General features: G+C 73.0%; 12 protein-coding genes. 4 read left to right on the top strand and 8 right to left on the bottom strand.

Going from position 1 to position 12,339, the window contains the following annotated elements; translation table 11 throughout:
• Positions 1-49: 49 nt before the first annotated feature.
• The 4 genes from JNW98_RS17660 to JNW98_RS17645 form a co-directional block, all read right to left on the bottom strand.
• Positions 50-757, bottom strand: a complete 708-nt coding sequence (locus JNW98_RS17660) for an SDR family oxidoreductase (RefSeq protein WP_223769208.1) — start codon at positions 755-757, stop codon at positions 50-52.
• A 519-nt stretch (positions 758-1,276) separates the two neighbouring features.
• Complete coding sequence (locus JNW98_RS36625; RefSeq protein ID WP_308015621.1) at positions 1,277-1,414, bottom strand: NUDIX hydrolase; 138 nt, start codon at positions 1,412-1,414, stop codon at positions 1,277-1,279.
• Positions 1,411-2,133: a creatininase family protein gene (locus JNW98_RS17650; protein ID WP_223769207.1), complete on the bottom strand. Its 723-nt coding sequence runs from the start codon at positions 2,131-2,133 to the stop codon at positions 1,411-1,413. The genes JNW98_RS36625 and JNW98_RS17650 overlap by 4 nt, the downstream gene beginning before the upstream one ends.
• Positions 2,121-3,461, bottom strand: a complete 1,341-nt coding sequence (locus JNW98_RS17645) for an NsdA family TPR-like regulatory protein (protein ID WP_223769206.1) — start codon at positions 3,459-3,461, stop codon at positions 2,121-2,123. The genes JNW98_RS17650 and JNW98_RS17645 overlap by 13 nt, the downstream gene beginning before the upstream one ends.
• Positions 3,462-3,571: 110 nt before the next feature.
• On the opposite strand from JNW98_RS17645, the gene JNW98_RS17640 reads away from it, so the two are divergent.
• Both JNW98_RS17640 and JNW98_RS17635 read left to right on the top strand, forming a co-directional pair.
• Positions 3,572-4,216, top strand: a complete 645-nt coding sequence (locus JNW98_RS17640) for an ATP-binding protein (RefSeq protein ID WP_372459268.1) — start codon at positions 3,572-3,574, stop codon at positions 4,214-4,216.
• Between the two features lie 561 nt (positions 4,217-4,777).
• Positions 4,778-5,425 (top strand): TetR/AcrR family transcriptional regulator, encoded by a 648-nt coding sequence (locus JNW98_RS17635; RefSeq protein WP_223769247.1) that lies wholly within the window; start codon positions 4,778-4,780, stop codon positions 5,423-5,425.
• A gap of 19 nt (positions 5,426-5,444) precedes the next feature.
• Here JNW98_RS17635 and JNW98_RS17630 read toward each other — a convergent pair whose 3' ends face one another.
• The gene (locus JNW98_RS17630) at positions 5,445-6,611 is read right to left on the bottom strand and encodes a lipase family protein (RefSeq protein WP_223769204.1); all 1,167 of its coding nucleotides are present in this window, start codon (positions 6,609-6,611) and stop codon (positions 5,445-5,447) included.
• A 208-nt stretch (positions 6,612-6,819) separates the two neighbouring features.
• Positions 6,820-7,896: an AraC family transcriptional regulator ligand-binding domain-containing protein gene (locus JNW98_RS17625; RefSeq protein WP_223769203.1), complete on the bottom strand. Its 1,077-nt coding sequence runs from the start codon at positions 7,894-7,896 to the stop codon at positions 6,820-6,822.
• Between the two features lie 160 nt (positions 7,897-8,056).
• Here JNW98_RS17625 and JNW98_RS17620 point away from each other — a divergent pair, with 160 nt between their 5' ends.
• A complete protein-coding gene (locus JNW98_RS17620) occupies positions 8,057-9,841 on the top strand; it encodes an AMP-dependent synthetase/ligase (RefSeq protein WP_223769202.1) in 1,785 nt (594 codons plus the stop codon).
• Positions 9,842-10,071: 230 nt separating this feature from the next.
• Here the strand turns inward: JNW98_RS17620 and JNW98_RS17615 are convergent, their stop codons facing one another.
• The gene (locus JNW98_RS17615) at positions 10,072-10,275 is read right to left on the bottom strand and encodes a cold-shock protein (RefSeq protein WP_126914791.1); all 204 of its coding nucleotides are present in this window, start codon (positions 10,273-10,275) and stop codon (positions 10,072-10,074) included.
• Between the two features lie 287 nt (positions 10,276-10,562).
• Here JNW98_RS17615 and JNW98_RS17610 point away from each other — a divergent pair, with 287 nt between their 5' ends.
• Positions 10,563-11,480, top strand: coding sequence for a menaquinone biosynthetic enzyme MqnA/MqnD family protein (locus JNW98_RS17610; RefSeq protein WP_372459267.1), 918 nt, complete (start codon positions 10,563-10,565; stop codon positions 11,478-11,480).
• A gap of 150 nt (positions 11,481-11,630) precedes the next feature.
• Here the strand turns inward: JNW98_RS17610 and JNW98_RS17605 are convergent.
• On the bottom strand, positions 11,631-12,339 hold a 709-nt coding region (locus JNW98_RS17605; protein WP_223769201.1), incomplete at its 5' end, for an alpha/beta hydrolase.

Below are 12,339 nucleotides of genomic sequence, written 5' to 3'. Positions count from 1 at the left end.
CCGGGCCGCGGTGCCTGCCGGGCCATGGTGCCTGCCCCGCCAACGGCGCCTACCAGGCCAAGGGTTCGCCGTCCCGGAAGAAGCCGCCGGTGGGGCCGGAGTCGGGCAGGGTGGCGGCCCAGACGACACCGGCGGCGCCCTGCTCGACGGGTCCGCCGCCCGGGCCGCCCATGTCGGTGGCGATCCACCCCGGGCAGACGGCGTTGACCAGGATCCGCTCGGCGCGCAGTTCGTCGGCGAGCTTGCGGGTGAGGGCGTTGAGCGCCGCCTTCGAGACCCCGTAGGCCGGGGTTCCGCCGGCCATGTGCTCCAGGGAGCCGGACTCGCTGGAGACGTTCACCAGGCGGGGGTGGGCCGAGCGGCGGAGCAGCGGCAGGAACGCCTGCGCGGTGTGCCAGGCGCCGAAGAGGTTGGTCTCCAGGGTGCGCCGGACCTCGTCGAGGTCGGTGGAGACGGCGCGTCGGGCGGTGTCGTAGTTGACGGCGGCGTTGTTGACGAGGACGTCGAGGCGCCCGAACTCCTCCTCCACGCCGCGGGCGAGGGCCCGGACGCCGTCGGCGTCGGTCACGTCCAGCCGACGGGGCAGCAGCGTGCCGGGCACTCCGGGGGCCAGCTCGGCGACGGTCCGCTCGGCGTCCTCCGGACGGCGGGCGCACAGCAGGACGGTGTGGCCGAGCGCGGCCAGCTGACGCGCGGTCTCCCGGCCGATTCCCCGGTTGGCGCCCGTGACCAGCGATACCGGTGTGGCGGTGCTCATGTTCTCTCCCCTGCGCGGACGGTCTGGACCTGGCAGCACGCTATGCCGTCGTCCCCCGTACCCGTACCGGCCGTGAGGCGCGGGCGGGCCGCGGCCTTGGACGTAGTCCTCACGGACCATCGACTCGGCGCGTCGGCCTGCTCCGCGCGGCGGGAACGCCGTGTTCCAGGTAGCGGAAGCCGGCCGCGTCGCACGCGGCGACGGCTTCGCGGACGCGGCGGGCGAGCGGCGGGCGAGCGGGGGGCGAGCCGGGGGACGAGCAGGGTGTCGAGGGCGTCGCGCGGGTGGAAGCGGGCCGCCGGCAGCTCGCCGGGCGCGGGGCGGACGGCCGCGCGCTGCCGCTCGTCCAGCGGGCCGCCGTCGAAGACGAACAGGACCTTGTCGCCCTCGACGGGGGCTCGGAGCCCCGTCCGCGACGAGGAGGTGCCCGATGGGCGGCGTGACCCCCAACTCCTCGGCTATTTCCCGTCGGCAGACGTCGAGGGGCGACTCGCCGGTCTCCACGTAGCCACCGGGAATCTACCAACCGGGCTTGCAGGAGGGACGAACCAGCAGCACCCGGCCCCCCTCGTCGAAGAAGAGCGCCCCGGCGGCCATCCGGGGGCGCGCCATGCGCTTCTCGTGCTCGTTGCCGTGCCCACTCGTGGCGGCGGTCATCGCCGGGCGCCTTCGATCACGTCCAAGTGCGCCCGCGCCGAGCGCGAGAAGCTGTCCAGGAGCGCCTTGCCCTTGGCGGCGGATGCGAGGGACGGCCGGCCGATCACGCCGTTGGGCGTGTATCCCGCCATGCCGAGGGTGAGCAGGTGCGGGCGGTTCGGTGCCGCGTGGTCGTCGCCTTCGACGCCGTCCCGGACGAGGTGCGGCGCGCCGTGCAGCAGCAGGGAGACCTCGAACTCGCCGGCGTGCATGTCCTCCGCGCCGCTGCTCTCCAGCCCGGCTTCGGCCCGGGCCCGGGAACGGTCCTCGGACACCGGGAAGAGCGCGACGCGGGGAGGGGCGGTGGTGTTGATCTCCTGGACGGCGTTCTGGAGCACGTAGTTGCCGCCGTGCCCGTTCACGATGAGGAGGCCGGGGACGCCGGAGGCGGCGAGTGACCGCCAGATGTCGTGCACCATGGCGTACAGCGTTCCGGCGCTGATGCTGACGGTGCCGGCCATGTGCGCGTGCTCGTGGGAGCAGGAGATCGTGATCGGCGGCAGCAGGAACAGCCCGTGGTCGTCGGCCAGGCGGCGGGCGACCAGGCAGGCGATGGCGGTGTCCGTGACCAACGGCAGGTGGGGGCCGTGCTGTTCGAAGCTGCCGACGGGAAGTACGGCCACGCCGGCGCCATGTGCCTGTGCGTCCGCAGTGGTGGCCTGTGTGATCAACTCATCCATGTGGCCAGCATTTCGTGCTGGGGCTGGGCATGTCCCGTCGAAAGGCGATTCGAAATCGTCTCGAAGCGTGCAAGGAACGTCGAGACCTCCTGATCGGTGCAATGAGCGCGCACGGCATCGGCGACAGCGGTGAGCTCCGCCATCGTGCGGGCCGATCCGGTCTGTGACGCGATGGTCAGCGCTTGAGTCGCCGTGCCGACCGCCTGCCCGTGCTCACCGGCGCAGGTGTACGCGCGAGCCAGGCGGGCGAGGTAGACACCACGGTCGTTGCGGTAGATCGGAGGAAGTCCGGCCAACTGGGCCTGGAATGCCGCGATGGCCTTCTCGGGCTCCCCCAGCCCCGACCGGCACGTGGCGCGCTGGATTTCGACGTACTCGGGCGTGCAGTAGGACGTGTCGACGCCCGACGCCGGCCCGGCGTCCGGTTGCGAAGCGAGGGCCAGCGCCTCATCGAACTTGGCGTGCGCCGCCCGTGAGTTGCGCATGAGGGAGTAGCCCTGCGCTTCCTGCTGAGCTGCCAGCGCCTTCAGCCGTGGCGGCAGATCGGGGAGGCGCTGGGCTGCCCGAGCGAGGGATACGACCTTGGCGCCCTGTGATCGTATGGCTGCCTGGTTGCTCTTGCGGAAGAGGACGTAAGCCTGCATGTGGTCGTCGGCTGCCTCCTGAGCCCACTCCATCGACCGGTCCGACCAGTACGAGGCGGATGCCAGGTGCCCGAGGTCCTGGTGGAGCCAGCCGACGAACTCGGCCATCCGGGAAGCCGTACGCAGGAGCGCCGTTCGCCGTGGGCCCGTGGCGGTCACGAGGCACCCGGCCAGCGTACGCATCTGGTGGGTGGCGGGCGGAAGTGTGTGCCGGGCTCCGAAGAAGTCGGCGCACCGGTAGTGCTGCGTCAGCTGACTCGCCACAAGGTCCGCGACGAACGCGGGATCGCATGTCTCCTCCGCTAAAGCCGAATCGGAGGGCGCGGGGGCGAACTCGTCGGCTGCCTCGGCCTCGGTGGAACCCGGCGGCGCCGGCCGCGCGCCTTCCGTGAACTCCTGTTCCCACGCGCGAGGTGCCAGCCCCAGCATGAGGCCGGGGATGCGCAGGCCGTCCGCGATGCGTTCGACGACCTGGATGTCCACGACCTTCCGCTGTCCCTTGAGGATCTCCGCGACCCGGCTCGGTGTCAGCAGACAGCGGCGGCCGATGAGGGCCGGGTGGATTCCGGCCCGTTTCGCCAGCCGGAAGACGGTGGCGAAGTCACGGGCCCGGCAAGCCGCCTCCATGTCCTCGCTGTTGAGCAGCCGGGCGGGGAAACCCGCGGGTGGGTCGTACTCGGGCATGGGCAGCGCTCCGGAGACGAGGCCGGCGGGCGTGGGCACCGCCCTGTATCCAAGGATGTTACCCACGGTGAGTCATCACCTCGGGCTTTCCGCGGCAAACGGCCCCGACGATGCTGACCGCCATGGAACGCAGGCCGTTGGACAGGAACGAGCCCGAAGTACGGCTGGTTTGGAAGCGACACCCTCGATGCGTTGCCCGAGCCCGTGCCCACTTGCACAAGACGTTGGCGGAATGGGGCATGGCGGCGCTCGAAGACTCGGCCGCCACGGTGCTCTCGGAGCTGCTGACGAATGCCGTCGTGCACGCTCGCGTACCGGCGGGCGGGCAGATCGTGACCCGATTCCGCCGCGAGGCCGGCGGAGTCCGGATCGCCGTCGAGGACGCGGACGGTCGGGTCCCTGAGCCCGGGGTCCCACACGGTGAAGGCGGGCGCGGCCTCGTCGTCGTCGCCGCTCTCGCCCGGCGCTGGGGTGTGAGTCCGCGGGACGGGGTCGGCAAGTCCGTGTGGGCTCTGGTGGCCGTGCCGGGACAGGGCGGGGACGACGAGGGGGGCGGCGTGCGGATCCGGGTGTGGGTGCAGCGGGTGCTGGTGGGGGATCGGGTGGTCGGGGACGGGTGGGTGCGGGAGGTGGTGGGCGTTCGGGAGGACCGGGCGGACGGGCGGGCCGAGGTCGTGGTGGGGTTCCGGGGCGGGGCGGAGCTGCGGGTGCACGCGGGGAGTGCCGTCGATGTGGTGCGGGGTGGGTCGTGGTGAGGGAGGCGCTGGCCGCCGGCTTCTTTCGGGTGGAGGAGTGGTGGTGGCGGCACGTGACGCACCGGCGGCTGTTCCGGGTGCTGGACGCGCGGGCGCGGGACCTGCCGTGGAGCGTCGTGCGACAGTTGGTGTGGCTGGAGGCGTGCGGTCGGGGTCAAGCGCCGCTAGGGCGCGGTGAATTGGCCGAGTGGGGCGTTGAGTAGCGGACCGGCGGATGTGAGGCTGTGCTGCGCGGAGGGTGATCCGTGGGGCCTGAGCCCGGTGGTGCCGGCCCGTCCGTGAGCGTCGTGTTCGCGGTGAGGGCGGAGCGTTCGCCCGGCGGCGCGGCCGTCCGAGCGCCGGCGCTCGTTCCGCGGCCTGATGGCCGCCCTTGACGGTCGCTCCCTGTGTGATGTTACCTGCCCGTACTGTCACGGGGGCGGAGGGATGCTTGATGTGACCACTGCGACCAGTGCGACCAGCGCGACGACTGCGGCCACTGCGCAGGCCGACGCCGTCAGGGCCCGGGCCGGTGCGCGGGCGCCCGCGCCGGGCCGGCGGGAGAAGCCCAGGGTCCGGCGGATGCCACGGGAGGTGCGGGAGCGGCAGATGATCGACGCCGCCGTGCGGGTGTTCGCCCGCTGCGGCTACAGCGCCGCCTCGATGGACGAGATCGCCGAGCTCGCCGGGGCGTCCAAGCCCCTGGTCTACCTGTACCTCAACTCGAAGGAGGAGCTGTTCGGGACCTGTATCCGGCGGGAGGCGGCGGCGTTGCTCGGCGCGGTGCGGTCCGCCGTCGAGCCGCACTCCCCGGCGGACCGCCGGCTCTGGGACGGGTTGCGCGCGTTCTTCGCGCACACCGCGGCGCACCCGGAGGGGTGGGCGGTGCTCAGCTGCCGGGCCCGTACGCACGGGGAACCGTTCGACCGAGTGGTGGCCGAGCTGCGCGAGGAGATCGTGGAGGTCGTCGTGCGGCTGATCGAGGAGGCCGCCGAGGCGGCGCCGGGCCGGGCGCCGCTCGACGGACGGGAGGTGGCCGGCCTCGCCCATGCGCTGGTCGGTGCCGCCGAGTCGCTCGCCGCGTGGGCGAACGGGCCCGCCGGTACCGTCCCCTCGGCCGGGGAGACGGCGGAGACGCTGATGAACGTGGCGTGGGTGGGGCTGGAGAATCTCGTGAGCGGGAGGCGATGGGAGGCCGCCGCCGAGGCGGGGCCCCCGTCGTCCGTCTGACGGGCGAAATGCGCGTGCTTCAGGCGCAGTTGCCGTTGTCCGGGCGGTCGGCGAAACGATCCGCCAGCCAGTTCGCCGCCGGGATCGCCTGGACCACCGCGCCACCCACGTGCTCGGTGAGTGGCAGCGGCGTCCAGCGGACGGTCGCGCCTCGTCCGCACCAGTCCGCGCGCAGGCGCTTCCCCAGGTCATAGGGGATCAGCTCGTCGACCGTCCCGTGGTAGAGGTACACGGGGCGGTCGGGGGCGCGCGTGCCGAGGTTCGAGGAGCGCAGGACGCGCTGCCAGTCGGCTTCGTAGAGGGGGTTGCGGACGGTGACGTCCGATATTTTCTTGAAGAGGCCGGCGGCCACGTTCGCCGCCACGCAGTTCTTGTCGAGGAAGCGGAGGTAGGCGCGGCCTCGGTCGTTGAGGTAGTCGTCCAGGCGGAGTTCGGGGTACGCGGCGTTCTGGCCGGACGCCGCCATGAGGATCAGGCCGGCGCCGATGCCGCCGTTGTTGAAGTCCGCCGTCCTGAGGAGGTCGGCGGGGACGCCGCCGGTGGCCGTGCCCTTGACGTTCAGCTCGGGGGCGTAGTCGGCGCGCAGTTCCGCCGCCCAGGAGGTGGCCTGGCCGCCCTGCGAGTAGCCCATGATCCCGATCGGCGCGTCCTTGGACAGGCCCGCCTCGGGGAGCCGCAGGGCCGCGCGGGCCGCGTCGAGGACGGCGTGGCCCGCCGAGCGGCCGACGACGTAGGTGTGGTCGCCCTCGGTACCCAGACCCTCGTAGTCGGTCACGGCGACGGCCCAGCCGCGTGCCGTCAGCAGCTGAATGAGGTTGGCCTCGACCGCCGTTCCCCGCGGGAAGCCCGCGGAGGGCGCGCACTGGTCGCCCAGGCCGACCGTGCCCACCGCGTAGGTGATCAGGGGGCGTTGGCGGTCGTCTCTGCCGTCCTTCGGGACGATCACCGTGCCGGAGACGGTGTTCGGGGCGCCCTTGGCGGTGGTGGAGCGGTAGGTGATGTGCCAGGCGCGGGTGGGGGTGGGTTGGCCTGGGAGGGGGTGGAAGGAGGTGGGGGTGGAGGTGAGGACGTTGCCGGGGGCGACGTGGGTTGTCGCGGCGGGAGTGTGGGCGGTGGCTGGGCCTGTGAGGCCCAGCGCCGCTGTCAGTGCGGCGATGGTGGTGAGGGTCAGGGTGCGTAGGCGCATGCGCTTCGTCTCCCAACTGGTGGGTGGTGTGCGCTGGTTGGGCGTACGGTACTGACCGGTCGGTAGGGGTGGGGGTGGCTGGAGTGCTCGGGTTTGGTGGCCGGGGTGCTCGGTCCGCTTGGGCGGGTGGTTGTGCCCCGGTCCCGCCCCTTCGCCGTTTCCTGGGGCTGCGCCCCAGACCCCCTTGTCGCGGCTCCGCCGCTCGTCCTCAAGCGCCGGACGGGCTGGTGGGCGGCTCCTCGGTCGCCCCCCGCCGGTATGCCCCCGGCGTCGTTCCCGTCCAGCGGCGGAACGCCCGGTGGAAGGCCGTGTCCTCCGAGAAGCCCAGGCGGGCCGCCAGTTCCGTGGTGGTCGGGTCGTGGGGGGTGGTGAGGGCGGCCAGGGCCGCGTCCCGGCGGACCTGGTCCTTGAGGCGGCGGTAGGACGTGCCCTCGGCGGCAAGGCGGCGGCGCAGGGTGGCCGGGCTCAGGGCGAGCCGGGCCGCCGTCTCGGTGGCCTCCGGGAGGCGGACCGGGCGGTGGGCCGCGCGCAGTGCACCGGCCAGGGTGCCGAGGACCTGCTCGCTGACGGTCGTGCCGTAGTCGCGGCGGTGCAGCAGGTCGGCCGGCGCGTGGCGGAGGAGCTCCGCCAGCCCCGCCTCGTCCCGCAGGACCGGCGCGGACAGCCAGTGCCGGGCCAGGCCGACCCCCGTCCGGCGGGCGCCGAAGCGTACCGGGCAGCCGAACATCCGTCCGTAGTCGGCCGCGTACGGGGGTGCCGGGTAGGCGAACTCCGCCCAGCGCAGGGTGATCCGGCGGCCGATGAGCCAGCTCGCCAGGCGGTGCCAGATCACCAGCGCGCACTCGGCGAGAAAACGCCCCTCCGGCAGGTGGCCGAGGTCGTCCCGGACCGCGAACACCGCCTCGGCCGCGCCGCGTTCCAGGGTCAGGCGGGGGCCTCCCGGGAAGAGGCCGTAGAACCGGGTCGCCCGGTCGACCGCCGCGCCCAGGTCCGGGCAGCCGACGCACGCGTGGCACATCATCGCGAACGTCCCGGGCCGGCTGGGCGCCGTCCCCAGCGCCAGGAACTCGTCCCGGGTCGCCCGCCGCACCGCCCGGACCAGCCGGGTGAACTGCTCGGGCGTCACCCGGGCCCGGTCGTCGCCCGGCAGCAGCGGCGGGATGCGGGCGGCCTGGAGCAGGGGGACGGGGTCGTGGCCCAGGCGGACGGCCCCGCCGAGGGCGGCCCGGACGAAGTGGGTGCCGATCGTGGGCTCGGCGGTCGCGAACGGAGACTTGGGGGCCATGGGGGCATGGTGCGCCGAGCGGTACGGCCTGGGGTGCCGAGCATTCCGGTCAATCCCTGGGCGCGGGCCGCGTGCGTAGGGTTCCGGAGCGCGGTCCCGGGGCACGGGTGGGAAGCCCGGCGGCCGGCCCCCGGGCACCACCCCGACCAGCGGAGGCGCCATGTCCGACCGACCCCGCACCCTGGCCCTGTTCGCCGAGTGGACCGCCGACCGGTACGGCGGCCGCCCGGCCCTCCGCTTCCCCGCGCCGGACGGCGGCGGCTGGACGGACGTCGGCTACGAGGAACTGCGCGGGACCGTACGGGCCGTGGGGCGCGCCCTCCTCACGCTGGACGTCCGGCCCGGCGACCGGGTCGCCGTCCTCGCCCGCACCCGGCCCGAGTGGACGTACGTCCAGCTCGCGGCGCTCGCCGCCGGCGCCGTCGTGGTGCCCGTCTACCCGACGGCGGGGGACGAGGAGCTCGGCTGGGTGCTGTCCGACTCCGGCGCGAGCGTCGCCGTCGTCGAGGACGCGGTTCAGGCGGGCCGGATCGGCGGACTCCGTGAGCGGCTGCCGGAGTTGCGGCACGTCGTCCGTATGGACCTTCCGGCGGGAACCGACCCCACCGCGTCCCTCGGGGAACTTCTCCGTCGCGCCGGGCAAGTGAGCCCCTCAGACCTCTGCGGCATCATCTACACCTCCGGCACCACCGGCCTCCCCAAAGGCTGCCGGCTCACCCACGCCAACCTCGCCGCGGCCCACGACGCGACGGCCGATCTCATCCGGTACGAGCCCGGCGACAGCACCTACCTCTACCTCCCCCTCGCCCATCTGCTCGCCCAGCTCGTGCAGTTCGGTGCCCTGCTGCGTGGCGCTACGCTCTGCTACCACGGCGGCCGGAACGAGGACATCGTCGCCGGGCTCGCCGCGACGCGGCCGACACACCTGCCGTCGGTGCCCCGCCTGTTCGAGAAGGTGCACGGCATGGCGCTGGCCCTCGCCGACGCCGAGGGGCCGGACGGGCGGGCGCGGCTCACGGCGGCCGTGCGGACCGGCGTCGCGGTCGCCGCCCTGCGCGAGCGCGGCGAGGAGCCTGACGGGCCGCTGCGGGCCGCCTGGGAGGCCGCAGAGGAGCGCGTGTTTGCGCCGGTGCGGGAGGTCTTCGGCGGTCGGCTGCGCTGGGCCCTCACCGGGGCCGCGCCCATCGCGCCGGACACCCTGGACTTCCTGCGCGCCTGCGGCGTCCTCGTCCACGAGGGGTACGGGATGACCGAGACGGCCGGGGTCGTCTCGCTGAACCGGCCGGGGGCGTACCGGCCGGGCACGGTCGGCCGGCCGGTCCCCGGCTGTGAGGTGCGGATCGCGCCCGACGGCGAGATCCTCGTCCGCGGACCGGGGATCTTCCCCGGCTACCACCGCGATCCGGCCGCGACCGCCGCCGTCCTGGACGCCGAGGGCTGGCTGCGCACCGGGGACCTCGGCGCGCTGGACGCCGACGGGTTCCTGACCGTCACCGGCCGCAAGAAGGACCTCGTCATCACGTCGAGCGGCAAGAACATCACGCCCGCCCTCCCCGAGGCCGCCCTCCGGGAGTCCCGCTGGATCTCCCACGCGGTGCTGGTCGGCGACCGCCGCCCGTACCCGGTCGCGCTGCTCACCCTGGACGCCGCCGAGATCGCGGGCTGGGCGGCCCGGGAGGGCGTCGACCTGGGCCCCGCCGGGCCCGAGCGGCACCCCGCCGTGCGGCGGCTGTGCCAGGAGGCGGTGGACGCGGCGAACGCCCGCTCGGCGGGGCCGGCCAGGATCCGGGCGTTCGCGGTCCTGCCGGGCGATTTCACGGTGGAGAGCGGGGAGCTGACGCCGACCCTCAAGCTGCGCCGTTCGGTAATCCTCGAACGGTACGCCAAGGAAATCGACTCCTTGTACGAAGCTCTATACGAACAACGTATGGATGTGCGGAGTTAAGAATGCGTTAAACAAACGCCGTGAGTCCGCGCGGTGGGGGATTTGTGGCGGGAGGGGCGCCCGGGGCGGGGAGAATCCGGAAAACCTGATCTCCGTACCGCCGCCTTCCCGTCCACAAAGGCAGGAGCCCCGCCCCGCCGTCGAAACGGCGGGCCAGGGCTCCTTGGTGGTACTGCGTATCGGCCGCGACCGGCCGGTCACCGCACGCCGGCCCGGAGGCCGGCCCCGTGTTACGCGGGGGTGACGTTCTCCGCCTGCGGGCCCTTCGGACCCTGGGTGACGTCGAAGGTCACCGCCTGGTTCTCCTCGAGGGAGCGGAAGCCGGCGGCGTTGATCGCGGAGTAGTGGACGAAGACGTCGGGGCCCCCGCCGTCCTGGGCGATGAAGCCAAAGCCCTTTTCAGCGTTGAACCACTTCACGGTTCCGGTAGCCATAAAGCCCTCCTTGGGCCCAAAGGGTTGCCCTGCTCCAGAACCTGCGAGAAGTCCTAAAACGACGAAAGCCTGCGGGTTACATGCTCCGCAGGCTCTGTACTGCAAGGGAAACCAAACTGCAACTTGCGGCGAGCGTAGCACGGAGCCTTCTCGCGGTGGAAGAGTCGAAGATCACGCTCAAGGTGGGTTTTCGGCCCGCCAAAGCAGGAAAAGCTCGTCCGTCGGGCACGGACCCGGGCCGACCCCCCGGGCGGGTGGCCCCGGCGCCGCGGGGCTAGCCTCCGGATGTGGACAATTCAGCACCGGACGCACCCGTCCCCGACGCACCCGCCCCTGCCGCACCGGCCGCCGACGCCCATCCCAGACGGCGCAGCCGCCCCCGCGTCGGCCACATCCAGTTCCTGAACTGCCTGCCGCTGTACTGGGGGCTCGCGCGGACCGGGGCGCTGCTCGACCTGGACCTGTCCAAGGACACCCCCGAGCGGCTCAGTGAGGCACTCGTCCGGGGGGATCTCGACATCGGTCCGGTGACCCTCGTCGAGTACCTGCGCCACGCGGACGAGCTGGTCGCGCTGCCGGACATCGCGGTCGGCTGCGACGGCCCGGTGATGTCCTGCATGATCGTCTCGCAGGTGCCGCTGAAGGAGCTCGACGGGGCGCGCGTCGCCCTCGGCTCCACCTCCCGCACCTCCGTGCGCCTGGCGCAGCTGCTGCTCGACGAGCGGATCGGGGTGCGGCCGGAGTACTTCACCTGCCCGCCCGACCTGAGCCTGATGATGCGGGAGGCGGACGCCGCCGTGCTCATCGGCGACGCCGCGCTGCGGGCCTCGCTGCACTACGCGCCCAAGCTCGGCCTGGAGGTCCACGACCTGGGGCTGATGTGGAAGGAGTGGACGGGGCTGCCGTTCGTCTTCGCCGTGTGGGCCGTGCGCCGCGACTACCTGGCCCGCGAGCCGGAGACCGTCCGCAAGGTGCACCAGGCGTTCCTGGCCTCCCGGGACCTGTCCCTGGAGGAGGTCGGCAAGGTCGCGGAGCAGGCGGCGCGCTGGGAGGCGTTCGACGCGGAGCTGCTGGAGCGCTACTTCACGACGCTGGACTTCCGCTTCGGCCCCCGGCAGCTGGAGGGCGTCACCGAGTTCGCCCGCCGCACCGGGCCGACGACCGGCTTCCCCGCCGACGTCCGGGTGGAACTGCTGGAGCCCTGACCCCTTGGGGGAGGGGGCAGGGCTCCAGGTCCTGAGGGGCTGGTCCCAAGCTCTGAGGGGCCGGCTCCGAGGTCCTGAGGGGCCGGGTCCCAGGTCCTGAGGGGCTGGGTCCCAGGCTCTGAGGGGCCGGGCGGTGTGGTGCGGGGGGCCTCAGGCGACGGGCCCCTGCATGTGCTCGCTGATCCACTGGATCAGGCCGCCGGCCTCCATGTTGGGCACGTAGGTCTTGGCGTTGTGCCCGCCGCCCTGGATGACGTGGTACTTCGTCTTCACCGGGCCCTTGTTGCCGTACTTGGCGATGAAGGAGTCGATCGGCGGCTTGACCGACTCGCTGGAGCCGACCTGGAAGCCGAGGTAGACCTCGGGGCCGCCCTTGGCGATCAGCCGCTGGGCGAGGACCTTGGAGTTGTTGTCCGCCCGCTCCTTCTCGTGGCCCTGCCACAGGAGGGAGTCGGGGACGATGTCCGGGCCGGAGGCGATCACGGCCTTGAACTTGTCCGGCTTCTGGAGCACCGACTTCAGGCCGGCCGAGCCGCCGGTGGAGGAGCCCATGAAGGCCCAGCCGTCCCGGGACTTGATCGTCCGGAAGTTCTCCTTGACCAGCTGGGGGACGTCCTCGGTCAGCCAGGTGCCCATCTTCGGCTGGCCCGGGATGTCACTGCCGTCCCAGTAGCGGCCGGGGGTCGGGTCGCCCTTCCCGTCGTGGTTCTCCGGGTTGAGGACGGGCATCGCGATGATGAACGGAAGGCTCTTGCCCGCCTTGGCCCACTTCTGGACGGAGTCCTCCAGCTTGAGGTCCGCGCCCATCCAGTAGTTGCTCGGGAACCCCGCGCCGCCCGGCAGCGCGATCAGCACCGGG

It is taken from the genome of Streptomyces huiliensis (assembly GCF_020037025.1).
Lineage (GTDB): Bacteria > Actinomycetota > Actinomycetes > Streptomycetales > Streptomycetaceae > Streptomyces > Streptomyces huiliensis.
Note: the sequence above shows the minus strand (reverse complement) of the source record. Positions and strands in the feature narration are given on the sequence as shown.